Annotated in this window: 25 protein-coding genes; 14 read left to right on the forward strand and 11 right to left on the reverse strand. The window is 72.4% G+C overall.

What is annotated here, in order from left to right:
* Window positions 1-208: 208 nt before the first annotated feature.
* From AB0B40_RS06100 to AB0B40_RS06120, 5 genes are all read right to left on the reverse strand, one after another.
* A complete protein-coding gene (locus tag AB0B40_RS06100) occupies window positions 209-871 on the reverse strand; it encodes a TetR/AcrR family transcriptional regulator (RefSeq protein ID WP_362263190.1) in 663 nt (220 codons plus the stop codon).
* Complete coding sequence (locus AB0B40_RS06105; protein ID WP_345060102.1) at window positions 868-1,548, reverse strand: DUF4166 domain-containing protein; 681 nt, start codon at window positions 1,546-1,548, stop codon at window positions 868-870. Before AB0B40_RS06105 ends, AB0B40_RS06100 begins: the two co-directional genes overlap by 4 nt.
* On the reverse strand, window positions 1,545-2,297 hold the full coding sequence (locus AB0B40_RS06110; RefSeq protein WP_345060104.1) for a hypothetical protein: 753 nt from the start codon (window positions 2,295-2,297) through the stop codon (window positions 1,545-1,547). The genes AB0B40_RS06105 and AB0B40_RS06110 overlap by 4 nt, the downstream gene beginning before the upstream one ends.
* A gap of 236 nt (window positions 2,298-2,533) precedes the next feature.
* On the reverse strand, window positions 2,534-2,827 hold the full coding sequence (locus tag AB0B40_RS06115; protein WP_345060106.1) for an MTH1187 family thiamine-binding protein: 294 nt from the start codon (window positions 2,825-2,827) through the stop codon (window positions 2,534-2,536).
* Window positions 2,824-3,168: a DUF3817 domain-containing protein gene (locus AB0B40_RS06120; protein WP_345060108.1), complete on the reverse strand. Its 345-nt coding sequence runs from the start codon at window positions 3,166-3,168 to the stop codon at window positions 2,824-2,826. Before AB0B40_RS06120 ends, AB0B40_RS06115 begins: the two co-directional genes overlap by 4 nt.
* 179 nt (window positions 3,169-3,347) lie before the next feature.
* On the opposite strand from AB0B40_RS06120, the gene AB0B40_RS06125 reads away from it, so the two are divergent.
* The 4 genes from AB0B40_RS06125 (at window position 3,348) to AB0B40_RS06140 (ending at window position 6,007) form a co-directional block, all read left to right on the forward strand.
* Entirely contained in the window at window positions 3,348-3,980 is a 633-nt protein-coding gene (locus AB0B40_RS06125; RefSeq protein ID WP_345060133.1) for an AIM24 family protein, read from the forward strand.
* Between the two features lies 1 nt (window position 3,981).
* Window positions 3,982-4,632, forward strand: a complete 651-nt coding sequence (locus AB0B40_RS06130) for an AIM24 family protein (protein ID WP_362263195.1) — start codon at window positions 3,982-3,984, stop codon at window positions 4,630-4,632.
* Complete coding sequence (locus AB0B40_RS06135; protein WP_345060112.1) at window positions 4,629-5,438, forward strand: AIM24 family protein; 810 nt, start codon at window positions 4,629-4,631, stop codon at window positions 5,436-5,438. Before AB0B40_RS06130 ends, AB0B40_RS06135 begins: the two co-directional genes overlap by 4 nt.
* Window positions 5,439-5,530: 92 nt before the next feature.
* Complete coding sequence (locus tag AB0B40_RS06140) at window positions 5,531-6,007, forward strand: MarR family transcriptional regulator (RefSeq protein ID WP_345060113.1); 477 nt, start codon at window positions 5,531-5,533, stop codon at window positions 6,005-6,007.
* 49 nt (window positions 6,008-6,056) lie between these two features.
* Here the strand turns inward: AB0B40_RS06140 and AB0B40_RS06145 are convergent, their stop codons facing one another.
* From AB0B40_RS06145 to AB0B40_RS06155, 3 genes are all read right to left on the reverse strand, one after another.
* Window positions 6,057-7,304 carry an MFS transporter gene (locus tag AB0B40_RS06145; protein ID WP_362263200.1) on the reverse strand — a complete coding sequence of 416 codons (1,248 nt, stop codon included), beginning with the start codon at window positions 7,302-7,304 and terminating at the stop codon, window positions 6,057-6,059.
* A gap of 146 nt (window positions 7,305-7,450) precedes the next feature.
* Window positions 7,451-8,407: a methylmalonyl Co-A mutase-associated GTPase MeaB gene (gene meaB, locus AB0B40_RS06150; protein WP_345060115.1), complete on the reverse strand. Its 957-nt coding sequence runs from the start codon at window positions 8,405-8,407 to the stop codon at window positions 7,451-7,453.
* A gap of 52 nt (window positions 8,408-8,459) precedes the next feature.
* Window positions 8,460-9,659, reverse strand: coding sequence for an acetyl-CoA C-acetyltransferase (locus AB0B40_RS06155; RefSeq protein ID WP_345060117.1), 1,200 nt, complete (start codon window positions 9,657-9,659; stop codon window positions 8,460-8,462).
* A gap of 149 nt (window positions 9,660-9,808) precedes the next feature.
* Here AB0B40_RS06155 and mce point away from each other — a divergent pair, with 149 nt between their 5' ends.
* From mce to AB0B40_RS06195, 8 genes are all read left to right on the forward strand, one after another.
* Window positions 9,809-10,249 carry a methylmalonyl-CoA epimerase gene (mce, locus tag AB0B40_RS06160; protein WP_345060119.1) on the forward strand — a complete coding sequence of 147 codons (441 nt, stop codon included), beginning with the start codon at window positions 9,809-9,811 and terminating at the stop codon, window positions 10,247-10,249.
* A gap of 206 nt (window positions 10,250-10,455) precedes the next feature.
* Window positions 10,456-14,436 (forward strand): polarized growth protein Scy, encoded by a 3,981-nt coding sequence (scy, locus tag AB0B40_RS06165; protein WP_362263205.1) that lies wholly within the window; start codon window positions 10,456-10,458, stop codon window positions 14,434-14,436.
* A 181-nt stretch (window positions 14,437-14,617) separates the two neighbouring features.
* Window positions 14,618-15,553 carry a cellulose-binding protein gene (locus AB0B40_RS06170; protein ID WP_345060123.1) on the forward strand — a complete coding sequence of 312 codons (936 nt, stop codon included), beginning with the start codon at window positions 14,618-14,620 and terminating at the stop codon, window positions 15,551-15,553.
* 198 nt (window positions 15,554-15,751) lie between these two features.
* Window positions 15,752-16,012, forward strand: coding sequence for a DUF3253 domain-containing protein (locus tag AB0B40_RS06175; RefSeq protein ID WP_362263208.1), 261 nt, complete (start codon window positions 15,752-15,754; stop codon window positions 16,010-16,012).
* A gap of 68 nt (window positions 16,013-16,080) precedes the next feature.
* Window positions 16,081-17,034, forward strand: coding sequence for an ABC transporter ATP-binding protein (locus tag AB0B40_RS06180; RefSeq protein WP_345060127.1), 954 nt, complete (start codon window positions 16,081-16,083; stop codon window positions 17,032-17,034).
* A gap of 3 nt (window positions 17,035-17,037) precedes the next feature.
* Window positions 17,038-17,811, forward strand: coding sequence for an ABC transporter permease (locus AB0B40_RS06185; RefSeq protein WP_345060129.1), 774 nt, complete (start codon window positions 17,038-17,040; stop codon window positions 17,809-17,811).
* A 172-nt stretch (window positions 17,812-17,983) separates the two neighbouring features.
* Window positions 17,984-19,297, forward strand: coding sequence for an ABC transporter ATP-binding protein (locus AB0B40_RS06190; RefSeq protein ID WP_362263212.1), 1,314 nt, complete (start codon window positions 17,984-17,986; stop codon window positions 19,295-19,297).
* Window positions 19,294-20,181 carry an ABC transporter permease gene (locus tag AB0B40_RS06195; protein ID WP_345056117.1) on the forward strand — a complete coding sequence of 296 codons (888 nt, stop codon included), beginning with the start codon at window positions 19,294-19,296 and terminating at the stop codon, window positions 20,179-20,181. Before AB0B40_RS06190 ends, AB0B40_RS06195 begins: the two co-directional genes overlap by 4 nt.
* Window positions 20,182-20,195: 14 nt before the next feature.
* Here the strand turns inward: AB0B40_RS06195 and AB0B40_RS06200 are convergent, their stop codons facing one another.
* On the reverse strand, window positions 20,196-20,528 hold the full coding sequence (locus AB0B40_RS06200) for an ATP/GTP-binding protein (RefSeq protein WP_345056119.1): 333 nt from the start codon (window positions 20,526-20,528) through the stop codon (window positions 20,196-20,198).
* 221 nt (window positions 20,529-20,749) lie between these two features.
* On the opposite strand from AB0B40_RS06200, the gene AB0B40_RS06205 reads away from it, so the two are divergent.
* Entirely contained in the window at window positions 20,750-21,778 is a 1,029-nt protein-coding gene (locus AB0B40_RS06205) for an LLM class flavin-dependent oxidoreductase (protein WP_345056121.1), read from the forward strand.
* 120 nt (window positions 21,779-21,898) lie between these two features.
* Here the strand turns inward: AB0B40_RS06205 and AB0B40_RS06210 are convergent, their stop codons facing one another.
* On the reverse strand, window positions 21,899-22,291 hold the full coding sequence (locus AB0B40_RS06210) for an SCO5389 family protein (RefSeq protein WP_345056123.1): 393 nt from the start codon (window positions 22,289-22,291) through the stop codon (window positions 21,899-21,901).
* Between the two features lie 276 nt (window positions 22,292-22,567).
* Here AB0B40_RS06210 and nucS point away from each other — a divergent pair, with 276 nt between their 5' ends.
* Window positions 22,568-23,239, forward strand: a complete 672-nt coding sequence (gene nucS / locus AB0B40_RS06215) for an endonuclease NucS (RefSeq protein WP_345056125.1) — start codon at window positions 22,568-22,570, stop codon at window positions 23,237-23,239.
* A gap of 38 nt (window positions 23,240-23,277) precedes the next feature.
* Here the strand turns inward: nucS and AB0B40_RS06220 are convergent.
* Window positions 23,278-23,522 (reverse strand): hypothetical protein (locus AB0B40_RS06220; protein ID WP_362263217.1); only part of this gene is annotated, 245 nt, incomplete at its 5' end.

The raw sequence follows: 23,522 nt of genomic DNA on the forward strand, positions 1-23,522 counted from the left end.
AGAGCCCGCAGGGCCCGCACGGCCCGCAGAGCCCGCAGGGCCCGCACGGCCCGCAGAGCCCGCAGGGCCCGCACGGCCCGCAGGGCCCGCACGGCATCCGCTGGACGTCCGCGGCGCGGTGCGGGTCACCCGCGTGAGGGCCGGCGCCGTCGCGCGAGCCGTCATCGCCGGGACGCCCGTGCACGTGCACGTGCCCGTCAGGAAGGCGTCAGCGGTCCTGGCCCGTCACACCCCGCCGCCGCAGATGATGGCGAACGGCCCGTTGCGCGACCGGCCCCAGGGACTCCACCGCGGCCACCAGCGCGCCCAGCTGTTCCAGGGCGTCCAGGGCCGCATGCGCGCCGGTCTCGTCGACCCCCTCGTACAGCTCGATCCCCACGAAGGACGCCGCGACCGCCCGCGCCAGGCCCGCCGGGTCGGCGAACTCCCCGAACGGCGTAGCGGCCAGCACCCGCCCGAGCACCTGCTCGATCTCGTCGATCCACAGCCGGAGCCCCGCCGCCGTCGCCGGCCCCAGCGCCGCATGCGTGGGCGCTCCGGCCAGCAGCTGGCCCAGCAGCGCCACCTGACCCCCGGCGCGCTCACGCTCATGGATCTCCCGGCCGACGGCCAGGAGCTCGGACAGCGAGCCCACATCGGCGAGCCGGTCCCGGTACCTGGCCACCGCCTTCTCCGCCCCGTACCGGCACGCCGCGGCCAGCAGCTCGTCCACTGATCCGAAGTGGTAGAAGACCAGAGCCTGGTTGACCCCGGCCGCCGCCGCCACCGAACGGGCGGAGGTCTTGGCGATCCCCTGCTCGGTGAGCGTCCGCAGCGCGCCCTCCAGCAGCTTGTTCTTCGTCTCCAGGGACTTGGCGGTCTCCGGGCTCACGCGCGCGACTCCTCGCGGACGGGCCGCAGCCCCGGCCGTACACCTCGGCGGCGGACGTCGGTGTACGACGCCGTGAAGGATCCCTCGTAGCCGAAGAGCGGACCGAAGTACCGGTTCACCACCCGGACCCGGATGCGGAAGCGGCCGGTGGCGTCGTCGTAGGACTCGCGCACCTCGGCGGTGGCGCCGATGATCTCGGGCACGCGGACGTCCACGGGGCCCTCCCGGAACCGGTGTTCGCCGGAGCGGATGAGCAGGGAGCCGTCGGGCTCGGCGTGGAAGTGCAGCTCGCTGGCGAGGTGCTGATGGGTGCCGAGGTAGTCGAGGATGCGGTCGCCCTTGGGGCTGAGCACCATCTGGGCGTCGAAGCGGCGGGAGCGGCCGGGCAGGTCGAAGGTGCGCACGAAGGTCACCGTCTCACGGCCGTAGGTGTCGGCGTAGGGCACGTTCTCGATCACGAAAGGAACGTTCCGGCCGGCCTTCGGTACCAGGATGTTGCGGGTGGTGCCGACGGACAGGAACGGCTTCACGAAGGCCGGCCCGTGCCAGATGCGCTCCATCAGCCCCCGCCCGGTGCACGCCTCGCCGCCGCTCAGGCCGACCGAGAAGCGGCGCTGGAGCTGCGGGTGCAGCCGGTCGAAGCCGGAGCCCATCACGGTGCGGAACATCGAGGTCATGACCGCTGCTCCAGGGTGCGCAGGAGACGGGGGGCGCGGACCGGGGCCGGCGGGGTGCGCAGGCAGCGGCGGGCGGCGGGGGTGCCGGCGAGCGGGGCCTTGAACAGGGCGAGGGAGATGCCGACGACGAGCAGCAGCGGGTACAGGTAGGCGAGGGCGTCCGCGACGGGGCCGGGCAGGCCGGGGAGCGCGCCGCGGCCGAGCCCGGTCAGGCACAGGGTGAGGACGAGCGCCCGGACCGTCAGCTCGGCCAGCCAGTTGTACCGGGCCCGTTCTGGGGTGATGCCCCGCTCCAGCCAGAGCCGGAGCCGGTCGAAGGACCAGGCCGTCGCCCAGCCCATGAGCGGGCGGAACAGCAGCCGGTCGGCGAGTGCGCCGATGGCGCCCCAGCGGGGCCGGTAGTCGTAGCCGGTGAGGAACCGGACGCCGTCGGCGGCCGGGACGTAGCGCCAGTAGCCGCTGCCCTCGGCGAGCAGGGAGAGGGGGTGCGGGGAGGCGAAGCGCAGGGCGGAGGTGCGGGTGCCGTCGGGGCGTTCCTTCTCCCCCGCCGAGACGCCGGTGCCGGCGACCGTGAGGAACGGCAGCACGCGCGTGGCGTACCGGAAACGCTGCGGCTCGCCCTCCGCGCGCGGGAGGTAGCCGATCTCCGTGAAGCGCAGGTCCCAGCGCTGGTGCCGGGCGGGGTCCTGGGTGCGGTCCCACAGCTCGTCGAGATCGGCGCGGATGTGCGCCTCTATGTAAAGGCCCATGTGTTCCCCCACGTGTGTCCCCCACGTCAGAAGCCTGCGGAGGCTTGCTGAAAGCGAGTTGAGCGATCGCTCAACTCGTCTGCCGCAGAACGTACACCCGTTTGAGCGATCGCTCAAACAAGGGGGGCGAGAAAACCCCGGCCGTTGAGGGCCGGGGTTCGCGGGGTGCCGGGGCGCGCGGTGCAGGGGCGCGCGGGGTGCCGGGCGCGCCCGGGGGTGCAGGGGCGCGCCGGGAGTCAGCTCGCGAGGTGTCGCTCGACCGTCTCCACCTTGGAGGTGAGTCCGTCGGTCACACCGGGCCGGATGTCGGCCTTGAGGACGAGCGACACGCGCGGCGCACGCCGTTCCACGGCGGCGACGGCCCGCTTGACGACGTCCATGACCTCGTCCCACTCGCCCTCGACCGACGTGAACATCGCGTCGGTGCGGTGGGGCAGGCCCGACTCGCGCACCACGCGCACGGCGTCGGCGACGTACTCCCCCACGTCCTCACCGACGCCCAGGGGTGTCACGGAGAAGGCGACGATCATGCGTTCACGGCTCCTTCCCTGCGGGCGCGCGCCGCGATGACGGCGTCCTCCGCCTCGCGGCGCAGCTTGCGCTCGGCGAAGAAGCCGCCGGTGGGCAGCACCGAGAGGACGAAGTAGAGGGCGGCGGTCCGCAGCGGCCACTTGGTGCGGTTCCAGGCGTCCGCCCAGAAGATCACGTACAGGATGAACAGGACGCCGTGGACCGCGCCCATCACGGGGACCGCGTCGAAGTCCGTGGTGCGCTTCAGCACCGAGCAGACGAGGAGGATCAGGAAGGACACGGCCTCCGGGGCCGAGACCAGGCGGAGACGGCGGAGGGCGGTGGCGGTCTTGATGTCCACGGGTCACCTTCGGTGGGAGAGTCGCTGACGGCGCGGTCACTCGCGCGCCTTTGTGAACGGACGCACAAGCGTTCCCCCATTGTGGCAAACCGCGCCCCTAGGGGTCCGCTCAGGGTGGGTATCCACCCGTGGGCCCTGTTCCGCCCACCCGCCCGGCGGCTACTTTCCCATGCGTGGCGATGTTCCGGCTCCAGGGGAGCAAGGTCCTCGCCGTCGACATGACCGGGGACGCCGTAAAGGCGAAGAACGGCTCGATGGTCGCGTACGACGGGCAGATGGCCTTCAAGAAGCTGAGCGGTGGCGGCGAGGGACTGCGCGGGATGGTGACCCGGCGGCTCACCGGAGAGCAGATGACGGTGATGGAGGTGAGAGGGCAGGGGACCTGCTGGTTCGCGGACCGGGCGTCCGAGATCAACCTGGTCGCCCTGCGGGGGGACAAGCTGTACGTCGAGGCGGGCAATCTGCTGGCGACGGACGCGGGGCTGCGGACGGGGACGACGTTCACGGGGCTGCGCGGAGCCTCGCAGGGCAACGGCCTGTTCACGACGACCGTGGAGGGCCACGGCCAGGCGGCGATCATCTCCGACGGGCCGGCGGTCGTCCTGCGGGTCAGTCCGCAGTACCCGCTGACCGTCGACCCCGGCGCCTATGTCGCCCACCAGGGTGATGTCCGGCAGTCCTTCCAGTCCGGGGTGACCTTCCGCACACTCCTCGGGGAGGGCGGCGGCGAGGCCTTCCAGATCCGCTTCGAGGGCGACGGGCTGGTCTACGTGCAGCCGAGCGAGCGGAACACGATCGCGGGGGACCTGTGAGATGACCTTCCGAGAGATCAACTCCAAGATGGTCGAGGCGACCGTGCTGCCGGGGCAGCGGCTGTTCAGCCAGCGCGGGGCGATGCTCGCCTACAAAGGGGACGTGTCGTTCACGCCCAACGTCCAGGGCGGCCAGGGCGGGGTGATGTCCATGCTCGGGCGCCGGGTGGCCGGCGAGGCGACCCCGCTGATGACCGTGGAGGGCAGCGGCACGGTCTTCTTCGGGCACGGCGGCCATCACGTCCACGTGATCGCCCTCTCCGGCGACACCCTCTACGTGGAGGCCGACCGGCTGCTCGCCTTCGAGGGCACGCTGCGGCAGGGCACGATGTTCATGGGCTCGCAGGGCGGGATCATGGGCATGGTGCGCGGCCAGGTCACCGGGCAGGGACTGTTCACGACGACTCTGCAGGGCCAGGGCGCGGTGGCCGTGATGGCGCACGGCGGGGTCTTCGAGATCCCGATCACGCCCCAGCGCCCGGTCCACGTCGACCCGCAGGCCTACGTCGCCCACCACGGCGACGTGCGCAACAGGCTCTCCACCGCGCTCGGCTGGCGCGACATGGTGGGCCGCGGCTCCGGCGAGGCGTTCCAGCTGGAGCTGAGCGGCAGCGGCACGGTGTACGTCCAGGCGGCGGAGGAGAAGCTGTGAGCACCTACGGAGCGCCGGGCGCCGGGCCGGTCGTGCACGACCCGATGACGCTGCCCGCCGACGACAACGTGAACAGGTACACGTTCTGCGTCGAGCTCAAGAGCGGGCAGTGGTTCCTGCAGAAGGGGAAGATGATCGCCTACTACGGGGCGATCGAGTTCAACGGCATCGGGCACGGCCGACTCGACCGACTTGTCCGTACGTCGTTCCATTCGCCACTGCACGCGAGCGACTGGGTGGTGGCGGAGGGCTCCGGCAAGATGCTGCTGGCCGACCGGGCCTTCGACGTCAACTCCTACGACCTGGACGACGGGAACTTGACCATTCGCGCGGGCAACCTGCTCGCTTTTCAGCCAAGTCTCGCGCTGAAGCAATCGATCGTGCCGGGTTTTCTGACCCTTATCGGAACCGGGAAGTTTGTGGCCGCATCTAACGGGCCGGTGGTGTTCATGGAACCTCCGGTACGGGTCGACCCCCAGGCCCTCGTCGGGTGGGCCGACTGCCCGTCCCCGTGCCATCACTACGACCATGGGTACATGGCGGGTGTACTGGGCGGTCTCCGTGCAATCACGGGCTTCGGCGGGGTCTCCGGGGAGGAGCACCAGTTCGAGTTCGTGGGCGCCGGGACGGTCCTGCTGCAGTCGACGGAGACCCTCATGGCCGAGGCCGCGACGGGGGCGGTTCCGTCCGAACCGGGGGTGCCCGGCGGTGGCGGAACGGCACCGGGTGGACACGGTCCGCAATCGTCGGGCGCACCGCGCCTTCCCGGACAGCTGGGAGACCTCCAGCGTCGCTTCGGGCTGTGAGCGGTAGTCTGCGGAGTGTGACATCGAACGCGTGCGCACCGTCACACCACCCGAAGTAGTTCGTCATTCAACTTCTTAGGTAGACTTCATTCATGGAGACCGAGACGGCCACGCGCTGGCTGACCGATGCGGAGCAGTGCGCCTGGCGCACCCACCTGGAGGTCAACAGGCTGTTGACGTACCAGCTCGAAAAAGATCTGCAACCGTTCGGCCTGACTATGAACGACTACGAGATCCTCGTGAACCTGTCCGAGTCGGACGACGTGCGGATGCGGATGAGCGACCTCGCCTCCGCCACCCTGCAGTCCAAGAGCCGGCTCTCGCACCAGATCACGCGCATGGAGAACGCGAACCTGGTGCGCCGGGAGAACTGCGACACCGACCGGCGGGGGCTGTACGCCGTGCTCACCGACCACGGCATGGAGACCATGAAGAAGGTCGCGCCCCACCATGTGGCGTCGGTACGGCGGCATTTCATCGATCTGCTGTCCCCGGACGCGCTGATGGAGCTGGACAAGTCACTCAAGCCGATCGCCGAGCACCTGAGGGGGCAGCGGGGGCGCCCCTGAGCCCCGCGAGAGGCTCAGGGTGCGCGGGAGCCGGGGCAGGCAGGGGCGCTCACCGGCTCCGGCAGGGCGCCGCCGCGCCCGCCCCCGCCGCCCCCGCCGTCCCGGCGGCACGGCCGCCCACGGCCGCGGCGACCACGGCCGTCGCGGCGGACATGAGGGCGGTCCCGCCCGTCAGGGCGAAGCACAGCTCCAGCGGCATGCGGCCGATCAGCAGCCCGGCCACCACCATCCCGCCCGAACTCCCCGCGTTGACCCCCATGTTCACCCACGCCCCGGCCTGCGTGCGGGCGCCCTCGCCGGCCGCTTCGTCGGCCAGCAGGTAGGCCGTGGTCAGGGCCGGAGCGACGAAGGCGCCCGCGAGGGCCATCGCCCCGGTGAGGGTCCACAGGCCGGGCGCGAACCCCGCCGCGGCGATCACCAGACCCAGGGCCGCCGCGAACCGGTGCAGCCGGGTGCGGGCGGGCGTGCGCCACCGCACCGCCCCGTTGACCAGGCCGCCCAGCGCGCTGCCCGCCGAGAGCGCGCCCAGGATCCAGGGCACGAGAGCGGTGCCGTGCGGCCGTTCCGTGGCGAAGGCCGTCACCAGCAGCTCCGCACCGCTGAGGGCCAGGCCGACACCCAGGGCGACGGCGACCGGGGGCAGCAGCCCGCGGCCGGCGGCCGGCTTCCGCCCGCCGGACCCTGCCCGTGGGCCCGGCAGCGCCGGGGAGGTGACGAAGAAGCAGGTCCCCGCCGCGTTCAGGAACGCACTGAGCAGGATGCCGGCGGCCGGCGTGGTGAAGGCCGTGAGGGCGCCGACCAGTGCCGGGCCCGAGACGAACAGCAGCTCCTCGGCTACCCCGTCCAGGCTGTAGGCGCGCCGCAGCACGTCCCGGTCGGTGACCAGTTCGGACCACAGGGCGCGCATGGTCGGGCCCAGCGGGGGTGCGCAGGCGCCCGCCAGGGCGGCGCAGACGGCGATCAGCGGTGCCGGGGCGCCCGGGCGCCAGGTGAGGGCCGCCAGGGCGCACAGCAGGGCGGCGTAGAGCGCCGACATGGGCAGCAGGGCCCGGCGCGGTCCGTGGCGGTCGATGAGGGAAGCCCGCAACGGCATCAGGAAGACCGTCGTGGCGCCGAACAGGGACAGCACGGCGCCGGAGACGGCATAGGAGCCGGTGGCCCCGGTGACGGAGAGCAGCGCCGCCAGGCCCACGGTGCCGTAGGACAGGCGGGCGGTCAGGGCGGCGGTGAAGGCGCGGCGCGCATGCGGGACGCGCAGGACGGCGGCGTACGAGGGCCGCGAAAGGTGCGTGGACACGCGGACGTTCCTCTTCTGGAGGCGTGGGAGAGGGACACCGAAGGGCGCGGTGGCCGGTCGTCGGGCCCCGCGCACCCGGGTGCGCTCTACGCCAGGAAGAGGAACATGCCGTCAGATTACCGGTGCCGTCGCCGGGTTGACGACCCTCAGCCCTCCGTCAGGCCGGCGACCAGCTCGTCCGCCGCGCGGTACGGGTCCAGTCCGCCGGCGACGATCCGCTCGGCGAGGGCACTGAGACGGCGGTCGCCGTGCAGGTCGCCGATGCGGGCCCGCAGCGCGGTGACGGCGATGGTCTCCACCTCGCGGGCCGCACGGGCCCGGCGCCGCTCGGCGAGGACGCCCCGCTCCTCCATCCAGGCCCGGTGCTTCTCCAGGGCTTCCACGACCTCGTCGATCCCCTCCGCGCGGGCCGCGACGGTCTTCACGATCGGCGGGCGCCAGTCGCCCGGACCGCGGGCCTCGCCCAGGCCCAGCATGTGGTTCAGCTCACGCGCCGTGGCGTCGGCGCCGTCCCGGTCGGCCTTGTTGACGACGTAGACGTCCCCGATCTCCAGGATTCCGGCCTTCGCCGCCTGGATGCCGTCGCCCATGCCGGGAGCCAGCAGCACCACGCTCGTGTCCGCCTGGGAGGCGATCTCGACCTCCGACTGGCCGACGCCGACGGTCTCGACCAGGATCACGTCGCAGCCCGCCGCGTCCAGCACGCGGATGGCCTGCGGGGCCGCCCAGGCCAGGCCGCCGAGGTGGCCGCGGGTGGCCATCGAGCGGATGTAGACGCCGGGGTCGGAGGCGTGGTCGGACATCCGCACACGGTCGCCGAGCAGGGCGCCCCCGGAGAACGGGGACGAGGGGTCGACGGCCAGGACGCCGACCCGCCTGCCCTGCTTGCGGTACGCGGTGACGAGCGCGGAGGTGGAGGTCGACTTGCCGACGCCGGGCGAGCCGGTCAGGCCCACCACATAGGCGTTGCCGGTCAGCGGGGCCAGTGCCGCCATGACCTCCCGGAGCTGCGGGGACGCCCCCTCCACGAGGGAGATCAGCCGGGCCACGGCCCGCGGCCGGCCTTCCCTGGCCTGGGCCACCAGAGAGGAGACGTCCTGCATCACACAGCTCCGTTCACTTCAGCGACGTACGTTCGGCGATGGACGGGGAGACTCAGGCCTTCGGCACCCGTACGACGAGCGCGTCGCCCTGGCCGCCGCCACCGCACAGCGCGGCCGCGCCGACCCCGCCGCCGCGGCGCTTGAGCTCGAGCGCCAAGTGGAGCACGAGACGGGCACCGGACATGCCGATCGGGTGACCCAGGGCGATCGCACCACCGTTCACGTTCACCTTTTCGGTGGACACGCCGAGGTCCTTCATCGACTGCACGGCGACCGCGGCGAACGCCTCGTTGATCTCGACGAGGTCGAGGTCGGAGACCTCCAGGCCCTCCTTCTTCAGGGCGTGCAGGATGGCGTTGGACGGCTGGGACTGCAGACTGTTGTCCGGTCCGGCCACATTGCCGTGGGCCCCGATCTCGGCGAGCCACTCCAGGCCCAGCTCCTCGGCCTTGGCCTTGCTCATCACGACCACGGCCGCCGCGCCGTCCGAGATCTGCGAGGCGGAGCCGGCCGTGATCGTGCCGTCCTTGGTGAAGGCCGGGCGCAGCTTGGCCAGGGATTCGGCGGTGGTGTCGCCGCGGATGCCCTCGTCCTTGCTGAACAGGACCGGGTCGCCCTTGCGCTGCGGGATCTCCACCGGGGTGATCTCGGCCTCGAACAGCCCGTTCTTCTGCGCGGCGGCGGCCCGCTGGTGGGACAGGGCGGCGATCTCGTCCTGCTCGGCGCGGCCGATGCCCAGGCGGGCGTTGTGCCTGTCGGTGGACTCGCCCATGGCGATGCCCTCGAAGGAGTCGGTCAGGCCGTCGTAGGCCATCGCGTCGAGCATCTGGACCGCGCCGTACTTGTAGCCCTCACGGGACTTGGGCAGCAGGTGCGGGGCGTTGGTCATCGACTCCTGGCCGCCCGCCACGACGATGTCGAACTCGCCGGCGCGGATCAGCTGGTCGGCGAGGGCGATGGCGTCGAGGCCGGAGAGGCACACCTTGTTGATGGTGAGCGCCGGCACGCTCATCGGGATGCCGGCCTTGACCGCGGCCTGACGGGCCGGGATCTGCCCGGCGCCGGCCTGCAGCACCTGGCCCATGATCACGTACTGCACCTGGTCGCCGCCGATCCCCGCACGGTCGAGGGCGGCCTTGATCGCGAAGCCGCCGAGGTCGGCTCCCGAGAAGGACTTCAGCGAGCCCAGCAGCCGCCCCATGGGCGTCCGGGCGCCCGCGACGATCACCGAGCTGGTCGTTCCAGAAGACATGAGGTGCGATCCCCTTCCAGCTGCGCACAGCCGAGGAGTGAACGAGGGTTTACTTCGAATGTACTGAGCGGTAGAGCACGCCGTCATCGGCCCGTCGGTGTGATCGCGCGCACGTTGCGTAACCACGTGATGAGCGCTGCACTGAGTCCATGCTGACGCGAATCGACCACATCGGGATCGCCTGCCACGACCTCGACGCGACCGTCGAGTTCTACCGGGCCACGTACGGCTTCGAGGTGTTCCACACCGAGGTCAACGAGGAACAGGGTGTGCGCGAGGCCATGCTCAAGATCAACGAGACGTCGGACGGCGGTGCCTCCTACCTCCAGCTGCTGGAGCCGACCCGGGAGGACTCGGCGGTCGGCAAGTGGCTGGCGAAGAACGGGGAGGGCGTCCATCACATCGCCTTCGGCACGGCGGACGTCGACGGGGACGCCGACGACATCCGCGGCAAGGGCGTCCGGGTGCTGTACGAGCAGCCCCGACGCGGTTCCATGGGGTCTCGGATCACCTTCCTGCACCCCAAGGACTGCCATGGTGTTCTCACAGAACTGGTCACTTCGGCCCCTGTTGAGTCGCCCGAGCACTGACCCCCGTACATAAGGGCCGGTAGGGTTGGGGGCGGTCGTCCCCGAAACCGGGACGACCGCATGCCGGGGTCCGGGTTTCGGGGGACGAGCGTCGGGGCAGCAGCCCGTGCTCCGCCGTTGATCTGACACCATTCCCCGGGGGCCCCGTTCGGCCGATGGACGGAGCTCGTTGGAGAAGCTGACCAGGGGACGGATGGGACCGCGCAGTGCGGGGCTACGAGAGCCAGGAGCGAGAGCCGGCGGCTGACGTCGACCACCTCTCTCGGTTCGAGGCCGAGATGAAGCGGCTGAAGACCGAGCGGGAAAAGGCGATCCAGCACGCCGAGGACCTCGGCTACCAGGTCGAGGTGCTGCGCGCCAAGCTGCACGAGGCGCGGCGCACCCTCATGACCCGGCCCGCCTACGACGGCGGTGACATCGGCTATCAGGCCGAGCAGTTGCTCCGCAATGCCCAGATGCAGGCCGAGCAGCTGCGCCAGGACGCCGAGCGGGAGCTGAGCCAGGCCCGCGCGCAGACCCAGCGCATCCTTCAGGAGCACGCCGAGCAGGCCGCCCGGCTCCAGGCGGAGCTGCACCAGGAGGCGGTCACCCGGCGCCAGCAGCTCGACCAGGAGCTGGCCGAGCGCCGCTCCACCGTCGAGTCGCACGTGAACGAGAACGTGGCCTGGGCGGAGCAGCTGCGCGCCCGCACCGAGCAGCAGGCCCGCCGGCTGCTGGACGAGTCCCGCGCGGAGGCCGAGCAGGCCATGGCCGCCGCCCGCGCCGAGGCCGAGCGGCTCACCCGGGAGGCCCGCGAGCGGCTGCAGAGCGACGCGGAGGCCGCCCGGGCGGAGGCCGAGCAGATCCTGCGCCGGGCCCGCACGGACGCCGAGCGGCTGCTGAACGCGGCCTCCACGCAGGCGCAGGAGGCCACCGAGCACGCCGAGCGGCTGCGTACGGACGCGGTCGGCGAGTCCGACACCGCCCGCCGCCAGGCGACCGAGCTGAGCCGGGCCGCCGAGGAGCGGATGACGGCGGCCGAGGAGGCGCTGCGCAAGGCGCAGGCCGAGGCGGAGAAGCTGGTCACGGAGGCGCAGGAGGCCGCCGCCAAGGCCCTCGCGAGCGCCGAGGCCGCCAACGAGACGCGGACGCGTACGGCGAAGGAGCAGGTCGCCCGGCTGGTCGAGGAGGCCACGAAGGAGGCCGAGAACACCAAGTCCGAGGCCGAGCACCTGGTCGCCGACGCCCGTGCCGAGGCCGAGAAGATCGTCGCCGAGGCCGCCGAGAAGGCCCGCTCGATCACCGCCGAGGAGACGGCCAGCCAGCTGTCGAAGGCGGCCCGCACCGCCGAGGACGTGCTGAACAAGGCGTCCGAGGACGCCCAGAAGACCACCCGGGCCGCCGCCGAGGAGGCCGAGCGGATCCGCACGGAGGCCGAGACCGAGGCGGACCGGCTGCGCGCCGAGGCGCACGACATCGCCGAGCAGCTCAAGGGCGCGGCGAAGGACGACACCAAGGAGTACCGCGCCAAGACGGTCGAGCTGCAGGAGGAGGCCCGCCGGCTGCGCGGCGAGGCCGAGCAGCTGCGCGCCGACGCGGTCGCCGAGGGCGAGTCGATCCGGGCCGAGGCCCGCCGCGAGGCCGTCGCGCAGATCGAGGAGGCGGCCAAGTCCGCCGAGGAGCTGCTGGCCAAGGCCAAGGCGGACGCCGACGAGCTGCGCAAGACCGCGACGGCCGACAGCGAGAAGGTCCGCACCGAGGCCATCGAGCGCGCCACCGGCCTGCGCCGGCAGGCCGAGGAGACCCTGGAGCGCACCCGCAAGGAGGCCGAGCGGCTGCGCGCCGAGGCCGCCGAGCAGGCCGAGACGGCCAGGTCGGACGCCGAGCAGGCCGCGCGGGAGCTGCGCGAGGAGACCGAGCGGGCCGTCGAGGCCCGCCGCGCCGAGGCCGCCGAGGAGCTGGGCCGCCTCCAGACGGACGCGCAGGAGCGGCTGGCGTCGGCGGAGCAGGCGCTGACCGACGCCCGCGAGGAGGCCGCCCGGATCCGCCGGGAGACCGCCGAGGAGACCGAACGGCTGCGCGCGGAGTCCGCCGAGCGGATCCGCACGCTCCGCCAGCAGGCCGAGACCGAGGCCGAACGGCTGCGCGACGAGGCCGCGGCCGACGCGTCCGCCTCCCGCGCCGAGGGCGAGACCATCGCCGTACGGCTGCGGTCCGAGGCCGCGGCCGAGGCCGAGCGGCTGAAGGCGGAGGCACAGGACACGGCCGACCGGGTGCGTGCGGAGGCGCAGGCCGCCGCCGAGCGGCTGGGCACCGAGGCGTCCGAGACGCTGGCCGCCGCACAGGAGGAGGCCGCCCGGCGCCGCCGCGAGGCCGAGGAACTCCTCGGCGCCGCCCGCGAGGAGGCCGACCAGGAGCGGCAGCGGGCCCGCGAGCAGAGCGAGGAGCTGCTGGCCTCGGCCCGCAAGCGGGTCGAGGAGGCGCAGGCCGAGGCGACCCGGCTGGTGGAGGAGGCCGACCGGCGTGCCACCGAGATGGTCGCCGCCGCCGAGCAGCACGCCCAGCAGGTGCGGGAATCCGTCGCCGGGCTGCACGAGCAGGCGCAGGAGGAGATCGCCGGGCTGCGCTCGGCCGCCGAGCACGCGGCGGACCGTACGCGGCGGGAGGCAGAGGAGGAGGCGGACCGGGTCCGCGCCGACGCCTACGCCGAGCGCGAGCGGGCGAGCGAGGACGCCTCCCGGGTCCGGCGCGAGGCGAACGAGGAGTCGGAGGCCGCCAAGGCGCTGGCCGAGCGGACGATGGCGGAGGCGATCACCGAGGCCGAGCGGCTGCGCTCGGACGCCGGCGAGTACGCCCAGCGGGTGCGCACCGAGGCCTCGGACGCGCTGGCCGAGGCCGACCAGGCGGCTGCCCGTACCCGGGCGGACGCCCGCGAGGACGCCAACCGCATCCGGTCGGACGCGGCGACCCAGGCCGACACCCTCATCACCGAGGCCCGCAGCGAGGCCGAGCGGCTCCAGACGGAGACGGTCGCGGAGGCCGAGCGGCTCCAGACCGAGACGGCCGCGGAGGCCGACCGGGTGCGCACGGAGGCGCTCACCGAGGCCGAGCGGCTGCGGACCGAGACGGCCGCGGAGGCCGAGCGGGTGCGCGCCGAGGCACTCACCGAGGCGGACCGGGTCCGTGCGGAGGCGGTGGCGAGCGCCGAGCAGCTCATCGGGGACGCCACCGGCGACGCCGAACGGCTGCGCGCCGAGGCCGCCGAGACGGTGGGCTCCGCGCAGGCGCACGCCGAGCGGGTGCGGGCGGACGCCGAGCGGCTCAAGGCGGACGCGGAGGCCGAGGCCGAACGGCTCGTCAACTCCGCGCGCGAGGAGGCCGAGCGGACCCTGGACGAGGTACGCAAGGACGCCAACAAGCGGCGCTCCGAGGCGGCCGAGCAGGTCGACAAGCTCATCACGGAGACCACGGCCGAGGTCGACAAGCTGCTCGGCGAGGCGCGTGAGCAGGCGCTGAAGACCACCGCGGACGCCGAGTCGCAGGCCGACACGATGGTCGGCGCGGCCCGCAGCGAGGCCGAGCGGATCGTCTCCGAGGCGACCGTCGAGGGCAACTCGGCGGTGGAGAAGGCCCGTACGGACGCGGACGAGCTGCTGGTCGGCGCGCGCCGGGACGCCACCGCGATCAGGCAGCGCGCCGAGGAGCTGCGCGACCGCATCACATCCGAGATCGAGGAGCTGCACGAGCGGGCCCGCCGCGAGGCCGCCGAGACGATGAGGTCCACCGGTGACCGCTGCGACGCGCTCATCAAGGCCGCCGAGGAGCAGCTGCAGAAGGCCGAGGCGAAGGCCAAGGAGCTGGTGTCGGAGGCGAGCTCCGAGGCGGGGAAGGTCCGTATCGCCGCGGTCAAGAAGGCGGAGGGGCTGCTCAAGGAGGCCGAGCAGAAGAAGGCCAGCCTGATCAAGGAGGCCGAGGAGCTGAAGGCCGAGGCGATCCGCGAGGCCCGGCGCACGGTCGAGGAGGGCAAGCGGGAGCTGGAGATCCTGGTGCGCCGGCGCGAGGACATCAACGCCGAGATCTCCCGCGTCCAGGACGTCCTGGAGGCGTTGGAGTCCTTCGAGACGCCCGCGGCCGGCAAGGACAGCGGAGTCAAGGCGGGCGCCACGGTGGGCGCCCCCCGATCGGGTGGCAAGTCGTCAGAGGGCTAGCGTACGGGGTGCGTTCCGTTGTCTTCTGGGGGCTTTGCCCCACTCCTTGGCAAGCCGTCCGACGGTCAGCCACTCAAAAGAGGTGCCATTCTCCAGATCAAAACCGTATCCGCTCGATGACACACCGCTTCGGCCCCTAGGATTCCCTTATCACCTCACCGGTCTCATTGACAGGAACCCCATGAGCGACACTTCCCCCTACGGCTTCGAGCTTGTGCGGCGTGGGTACGACCGCGCTCAGGTGGACGAACGTATCTCCAAGCTCGTCTCCGACCGTGACAGCGCTCTCACCCGCATCACCGCCCTGGAGAAGCGCATCGAGGAGCTGCACCTCGAAACGCAGAACGCCCAGGCTCAGATCACGGACGCCGAGCCGTCGTACGCGGGTCTCGGCGCGCGGGTCGAGAAGATCCTGCGCCTGGCCGAGGAAGAGGCCAAGGAGCTCCGTGAGGAGGCCCGGCGGGCGGCCGAGCAGCACCGCGACCTCGCCGAGTCGGCGGCCCAGCAGGTCCGCAACGACGCCGAGTCCTACGCCGCGGAGCGCAAGGCCAAGTCCGAGGACGAGGGCGTCCGGATCGTCGAGAAGGCCAAGGCCGACGCCTCCCAGCTGCGTGCCGAGGCGCAGAAGGACGCGCAGTCCAAGCGCGAGGAGGCGGACGCCCTCTTCGAGGAGACCCGCGCCAAGGCCGCGCAGGCCGCCGCCGACTTCGAGACCAACCTGGCCAAGCGCCGCGAGCAGTCCGAGCGCGACCTGGCCTCGCGCCAGCAGAAGGCCGAGAAGCGCCTCGCCGAGATCGAGCACCGGGCCGAGCAGCTGCGCCTGGAGGCAGAGAAGCTGCGCACCGACGCCGAGCGCCGGGCCCGCCAGACGGTGGAGACCGCGCAGCGCCAGGCCGAGGACATCGTGGCCGACGCCAACGCCAAGGCGGACCGGATCCGTTCGGAGTCCGAGCGGGAGCTGGCGGCGCTCACCAACCGCCGCGACAGCATCAACGCCCAGCTGACGAACGTCCGCGAGATGCTCGCCACGCTGACCGGCGCCGCGGTGGCCGCGGCCGGCACGTCGACCGACGACGAGCCGATCTCCCGGGGCGTTCCGGCGCAGCAGTCCCGGTAGCTCCGGGCAGGTGTACGCACCCCGAGGGGGGCGGTGGGGCGCCCCCACCGCCCCCCTCGCGTGCGGGCGGCGAACGCCGGGGCGCGGGCCCCGTGTCCCGTGCCGGGCCGCGCGTAGCCTGGGGGAAGGAGCGCGGGGCCCCGGCGTGCGGGCCGTACCGGTCGCGCGCGGCCCCGCAGCCGGGAAGGGGTGCCTCGTATGCCGGACGGCGACCGGTCCCTCGAAGACGCCATCCTCGATCTGCTCGACCGGAGGGCGCCGGGGGCGTCGGTGTGCCCCTCGGACGTCGCCCGCGCGGTGCACCGGTCCGCGGACGAGGGCTGGCGCGAGCTGATGGAGCCCGTCCGCCGGGCCGCGGCCCGGCTCGCCGCCGAAGGGCGGGTGGAGATCACCCAGCACGGTGATCCCGTCGACCCCGCCCGGGCCCGTGGCCCCGTCAGGATCCGCCGTCCGGGCTGACCCGCGGGCGCGGCGCCGCCCGCGCCGCTCAAGTGGCAGCCGCCCATGGCCCGTCTTAGCGTGGCCGCATGATCGAGCTGGAGGGGCTGACCAAGCGGTACGGCGAGAAGGTGGCGGTCGACCACCTCACCTTCTCCGTCCGGCCGGGCATCGTGACGGGGTTTCTCGGGCCCAACGGCGCCGGCAAGTCGACGACCATGCGGATGATCCTCGGTCTCGACCACCCCACCGCCGGTGACGTCCGGATCGACGGCCGGCACTACGACCGGCTCAAGGACCCGCTGACGTACATCGGCGCCCTGCTGGACGCCAAGGCGGTGCACGGCGGCCGGAGCGCCCACAACCACCTGCTGTGCCTGGCGCAGAGCAACGGGATCCCCAGGAGCCGGGTGGCGGAGGTGCTGGAGACCGTCGGCCTCACCGCCGTGGCCCGGAAGAAGGCGAAGGGGTTCTCGCTGGGCATGGGGCAGCGGCTGGGCATCGCCGGGGCGCTGCTCGGGGATCCGCGGATCCTGATGTTCGACGAGCCGGTGAACGGGCTCGACCCGGAGGGCATCCACTGGATCCGGAACCTGATGAAATCGCTGGCCGCGCAGGGGCGGACGGTCTTCGTGTCGAGCCATCTGATGAGCGAGATGGCGCTGACCGCCGATCACCTGGTGGTCATCGGGCAGGGACGGCTGCTCGCGGACACCTCCATGGCCGACTTCATCCGGGCGAATTCGCGGGCGTACGTCAGGATCCGCTGCCCGCAGCACGAGCGGCTGCTCGACGTGCTGCACCAGGCGGGGATCACCGTCGTGGAGGCGGGCGGCGGGGCGTTGGAGGTGGAGGGCGGCAAGGCCGAGCAGATCGGTGAGCTGGCCGCGCGGTACGGGCTCGTGCTGCACGAGCTGAGCCCGCAGCAGGCCTCGCTGGAGGAGGCGTTCATGCAGTTGACGGCGGAAGCGGTGGAGTACCACTCGCAGGCCGGTCCCGATCCCGCCCCGCAGGACTGGGGCACCGGCTGGAAGGGGGTCTGAGCCATGGCGGCCGTCCAGGTCATCCGCTCCGAGTGGACCAAGATCCGGTCGGTGGCGTCCACGGTGTGGACACTGTCGCTGGCCCTGGTGGTCACCGTCGCCCTCGGGACGCTGATCTCCGCGCTGACGAACAGCCAGTTCGAGAACATGCCCATGCGGGAGCGGCTCTCCTTCGACCCCACGGTCATCAGTTTCGCGGGCATGACCCTCGGCCAGCTCGCCATGATCGTGTTCGGGGTGCTGGTCGTCTCCAACGAGTACAGCACCGGCATGATCCGGGTCTCGCTGGCCGCCGTGCCGCGGCGCGGCGTCTTCCTGGCGGGCAAGGTCACGGTGGCCACGGCGCTCGCGCTGGCCGTCGGCATGGTCACCAGCTTCGCCGCGTTCTTCCTCGGCCAGGCGATGCTCGGCGCCCACCGGGCCGGCATCGGTGACCCGGGCGTGCTGCGCGCGGTGCTCGGCGGCGGGCTGTACATGACGCTGATCGCGATGTTCTCCATGGGCGTCGCCGCGATGCTGCGCTCGCCGATGCTCTCCCTCGGCATCCTGATGCCGTTCTTCTTCCTGATCTCCAACATCCTCGGCAACGTGGACGCGACGAAGAAGATCGGCCGGTTCCTGCCGGACCAGGCGGGCAGCCGGATCATGCAGGTGGTGCCCCGCCTCGGCGACGACACCCCCTACGGTCCCTGGGCCGGGCTCGGGATCATGGCGCTGTGGGTGACCGCCGCGCTGGCGGGCGGCTACGTCCTCCTCAGGCGCCGGGACGCCCAGTAGAGCCGGCGGCCGCCCATCTGGACCGGCGGCCACGCGCCAGAGCCGGCGGCCGTCCGGTGCGACGCCTCGGGCTTTACCCTCTCTTGGGCGGAACCGTCAGCGCCTCGATATCCTCCTAACCCTTACGGGGGCGTGTGCCCCGCTGTCCTGAACCTTTCGATGGGTGCGGAGCATGATCGAGGCTGTCGGCCTTACCAAGCGCTACGGCGACAAGACCGCCGTGTACAACCTTTCCTTCCGGGTGCGGCCAGGAGCCGTCACCGGCTTCCTCGGGCCGAACGGCTCGGGCAAGTCCACGACGATGCGGATGATCCTCGGGCTGGACAACCCCACGTCCGGGTCGGTCACCATCGGCGGCCACCCGTACCGCAAGCTGCCCAACGCCCCCCGGCAGGTCGGCGCGCTGCTCGACGCCAAGGCCGTGCACGGCGGCCGCAGTGCCCGCAACCACCTGCTGAGCCTCGCCCAGCTGTCGGGCATCCCGGCCCGGCGGGTGGACGAGGTGCTCGGCGTCGTCGGTCTGCAGGGCGTGGCCAAGAAGCGCTCCAAGGGGTTCTCGCTCGGCATGGGCCAGCGCCTCGGTATCGCCGCCGCGCTGCTCGGTGACCCGCAGGTGCTGCTCTTCGACGAGCCGGTCAACGGCCTCGACCCCGAGGGAATCCTCTGGGTGCGCAACCTGATGAAGGCGCTCGCGGCCGAGGGCCGTACCGTCTTCGTCTCCTCCCACCTGATGAGCGAGATGGCGCTGACCGCCGACCACCTCATCGTGATCGGGCGCGGACAGCTGCTCGCCGACATGAGCGTGACGGACTTCATCTCGGCCAACTCCGCGGACTTCGCGCGCGTGCGCACCCCGGACACCGAACCGCAGCTGCGCGAGAAGCTCTCCTCCGCGCTCACCGAGGCCGGCGGCCATGTCCTGCCGGAGCAGGACGGCGCGCTCCGGGTGACCGGGCTGCCGCTCCCCCGCATCAGCGACCTGGCGCACGAGGCGGACGTGCGGCTGTGGGAGCTGTCGCCGCACCAGGCGTCTCTGGAGGAGGCGTACATGCGGATGACGCAGGGCGCCGTGGACTACCGCTCGACCGCCGACCAGAAGGCGGCCCTGCAGCAGCCGCTGCCGCCCGGGGCGCAGCCGCCCGTGCCGGTGCCCGGGCAGGGCCAGCCGGGCTGGTACGCCCCGCCGCCGCCCCAGCAGGGCGGGCAGCCCTTCACGATGCCGGCCCCGCCCGCGGGCCCGTACGGCGACGCCCAGGCGGGTGGGTACGGCGCTCCCGGCACGGGCGCGGCCAACCCGTACGCCCAGCCGGGCGCCCCGGCCCGGCAGCCCGCGCAGGCCCCGGCAGCCGCCGCCCCCGCGCCGCAGGCCCAGCCGCCGGCCCTGACCAAGGAGGCTCCGGCCGCACCGGCTCCGGCCGCCGCGCCGCCGGCTGCCCCGGCCCCCGCCGCCCCCGCAGACTCCACCCAGCCCGAGGACGCCCGATGAGCACCCACCAGCCCCCGATGCCGCAGGCCCCGGCAGCCGCGCCCCCCGAGTGGCGGGCGGCGCCCGGGGGGCCGTACCCCGGCTACACCTCCCCCATCCCGGTCGTGAGCACCCACCTCGGGCACGCGCTGGCCTCCGAGTGGACGAAGATCAAGTCGGTGCGCTCCACGATGTGGACGCTCGGTGTGTTCGTGCTGCTCGTCACCGGCATCGGCCTGCTGGCCGGCGCGATGGTCGCGGCCCACTCCGACTCCTCGAGCCTGACCGGCGAGAACCCGCTGTCGTTCGGCTTCTTCGGACTGCTCCTCGGCAGCATCTGCATCATCACGCTCGGCGTGCTGACCACGGCGTCGGAGTACGGCACGGGCATGATCCGTACGACGATGACCGCGTGCCCCAGCCGGGCCCGGGTGCTCGCCGCGAAGTCGATCGTGTTCGTCGGCGTCGCCTTCGTGGCCACCCTGGTCACGTCGGGGTTCGTGGCCATGGTCCAGGCGTCCATGCTGGAGGGCTCCGGCGCCCGCACCCCCACCGCCGGGGAATGGTTCAAGGCCACCGTCGGCATCAGCCTCTACATCGCGCTGCTCGGGCTGTTCTCGCTGCTCATCGGCTCCGTCATCCGGCACTCCGCGGGCGCCATCACCATCATGATCGGCGTGCTGCTGGCGCCGCTGGTGCTCGCGCTGTTCATGGCGACGGAGTCGCTCAGCAAGCTGCGTGAGTGGCTGTTCGAGTACTCGATCCCGAACCAGCTGAGCGTCTTCTACTCCAACTCCCTGAGCCAGTCCGGCCCGTCCGGCTGGGACCCGCTGTGGATCATCATCGGTCTGACGGCGGCGGCGTACGCGGGCGCGTACGCGCTGCTCCGGAGCCGGGACGTGTGATGCTCCGCCCGGTGTCAGAACCGGGGTGCGTTACGGGACCGCTGCACCCGTGTGGTGCGGTGGTCCTTCGCGTTCCAGCACGCCTTGTGCCAGTGCCGGCGGTCGTCGACACCCGCGTGCTCCGGCCACGCCACCACGTGCGGGACTCCGGAGGGGATCAGCTGTTCGCAGCCCGGGCAGCGGTAGGTCTTGCCCTCCGAGCTGGCCCCGGCGACATGCCGTACGCTCCAGTCCTCGCCCCGCCAGCTCTCGGTGGACTGCCAGCCGCCGTACCGGCCGGTCCGGTCGTCCTCGGCGCTCCGGCCCGTCGTTCCGGCTGCCTTCGGTCGATTGCGACGCGGGGACACGGGACACCTCTCGGGGCTATACAGGAAGCACGGGCTGCATCCAGCCTACGCGCCGCCGAGCGGGGTACGCGTACGGAACCAACCCGTACAAGTCCCCCTCCAGGGCGATCCATTCTGCAGACAATCCGCAAATCTCTCCGCCAGACCGTGTCCTGGGCACGTGTCAGACGGTTATGCCGGGTGGGGGAGCTCCGGGTCGGAGCCAAGGAAGCAGGAAAGCGATGCGCGTAGGAAGTTTTGTGCTGGCCGCCCAGTTCCCGGGCCAGGGTCCCGGAGAGGCGCTGCACCGGGCGGTCCGCTCGGCGGAGGTCACCGAGGAGGCCGGCCTGGACGCGGTGTGGCTGGCCGAGCACCACTTCGTGCCCTACGGCACATGCCCGTCCGCGGTCACCCTGGCCGCGCTGCTGCTGGGCCGCACCCGCCGCGTCCGGGTCGGCACGGCGGTGAGCGTCCTGCCCACCGCCCACCCGGTCGCTCTCGGCGAGCAGGCCGCGCTGCTGCACCTGACCAGCGGCGGACGGTTCACCCTGGGCGTCGGACGCGGCGGCCCCTGGGTGGACCTGGAGGTGTTCGGCACGGGCCTGGAGGCGTACGAACACGGGTTCCCGGAGTCGCTCGATCTGCTGCTGCGCTGGCTGAGCGAACCGGCCGTGGCGGCCTCCGGCGAGCGGTTCTCCTTCCGCGAGGTGCCGGTCGTGCCCCGTCCGTCGGAGGCCCTGACGGAGACCCCCGGCCCCGAGGTCGTCCTCGCCTGCACCTCACCGGCGAGCGTACGGCTGGCCGCCGAGCGCGGGCTGCCGATGCTGCTCGGCATGCACGTCGGGGACGAGGAGAAGGCCGAGATGGTCGCCCTGTGGCGGCACTGCGCCCGCGCGGCGGGCCGCCCGGCCGAGGAGATCGCGGGCGCCGCCCATGTCTCGGCGGGGGTCTGCCAGCTCGCCGACCGCCGCACGGACGCGGCGGAGACGCTGCTGAAGGCGATGCCGGGCTGGCTGAGGCAGGGGCTCGGGGCTCATGTGACGGTGGACGGACGGGCGCGCGCGATGCGCGACCCGTACGCCTACACCGAACTGCTCTGCGGACTCCATCCGGTGGGCACCCCGCGGCTCGCCGCCGACCGGCTCTCGGCCACCTCGGAGCGCACCGGCATCTCCCGCTTCGCCCTCCTGGTGGAGGGGTCGGGCGACCTCGCGGCCACCGAGGAGAACCTGCGGCGTCTGGGCGCCGAGGTGCTGCCCCAGCTGCGCTGACCGCTCCCGCCGCGCAGGCCGCCCAGGGCTTGCCACCCCAGTGACGCATGCACCTCCCGCGAGTGGAGCGGCAAGCCGACGGCTCTCCGTCTCGGTCCCGGCCCGTACCGCGGCCGAGCGTCAGCAGTCCCGAAACTCCGGCGACTGGTTCAGCAACTGGCTGCGCACCGACGTGAAGCGGGCCAGCGTCTCGTCCACCGAGCCGTCCAGCGGGAACACCGCCACGCGGTGGCAGTTCTGGAAGGCCAGCCGCACACCGAAGTGCCGCTGCAGCGCGCCGCGGATGGCGTCACTCGCGAGCGCGCGCAGCAGCTGACCGCGTGCCTGCTCGTCCGGCGGGGGCGTCTGGTTGTCGGCGAAGGAGCCGCCGTCGACCTTCAGCTGGGCCACCAGGGAGCTGATCATCTCCCATGCGTAGGGCAGGGAGGTCCGGACGCAGTCGACGAATGCTGCTTCGTCGACCTCGCCTCGCTCGGCCTGTTCGAGTAGGGCCGGTGAGACGTCGAGCGACATGGGTTCTCCTCTCGCACCCCCGAACAGCAGGGGTTGCCGGACAGATAGGGGAGTTCGCGATTTCGAACACGCTCGGTACACGGGCCGCAACCTCCCGTTCTCTACGGTAGGCAACCGTCGGTGACCACACCAGCAGAATGGGTATATAGAACGGTCCCGTTACGCCCACAATCGGCCAGGGATGAACAAGAGTTTCCAGGGACATATGGTGCGATCCACAGGGAGCGGGACGGGCGGATCGCGAGCACCTGCGGGCGTCGAGTAGCGTTGCCGACCATGCGTCTCGTCATTGCCCGATGCTCGGTCGACTACGCCGGCCGGCTCACCGCCCACCTGCCCTCGGCGCCCCGCCTGATCCTGGTCAAGGCGGACGGCAGCGTCTCCATCCACGCCGACGACCGGGCCTACAAGCCCCTCAACTGGATGTCGCCGCCCTGCACGCTGAAGGAGGGCACGGGCGAGGACGAGGGTGTATGGACCGTCGTCAACAAGGCGGGCGAGAAACTGATCATCACGATGGAGGAGATCCTCCACGACTCCTCGCACGAACTCGGCGTGGACCCGGGCCTGATCAAGGACGGCGTGGAAGCGCACCTCCAGGAACTCCTGGCCGACCGCATCGACACACTGGGCGAGGGCTACTCGCTCATCCGGCGCGAGTACATGACCGCGATCGGCCCGGTGGACATCCTGTGCCGGGACGCCGACGGCGCGACGGTCGCGGTGGAGATCAAGCGCCGGGGCGAGATCGACGGTGTGGAGCAACTCACCCGTTACCTGGAGCTGTTGAACCGCGATCCGCATCTGGCGCCGGTCCGCGGCGTCTTCGCCGCGCAGGAGATCAAGCCCCAGGCCCGTGTCCTCGCCACCGACCGGGGCATCCACTGCCAGATCCTGGACTACAACGCCCTACGCGGCATCGAGGACGACAAGCTCCGCCTGTTCTGAGGGTGCGGGCTGCTCTGAGGGTGCGCGCCCCGGCGACGTCAGATCACCGTGCCGGTCGTCCCCGGCGCGGTGTCGGGGGCCGACGCCGTACTCGACGTGCCGCCGCCGGAGCCGGTCGTGCCGCCCGTCGTCGTCTCGCCGGTTCCACCGCCCGTGGTGCCGCCCGTCGTCCCGTCCGTGGTGCCGCCCGTGGTGCCGCCCGTGGTGCCGCCCGTGGGCGTGCCACCCGTCGAGCCGCCGCCGGTGGTGCCCCCCGTCGGGCCCGTGGTGCCGCCGGTCGTGC

Origin of the sequence: Streptomyces sp. NPDC042638 (genome assembly GCF_040647235.1) — a bacterium.
Classification (GTDB): domain Bacteria; phylum Actinomycetota; class Actinomycetes; order Streptomycetales; family Streptomycetaceae; genus Streptomyces; species Streptomyces rameus.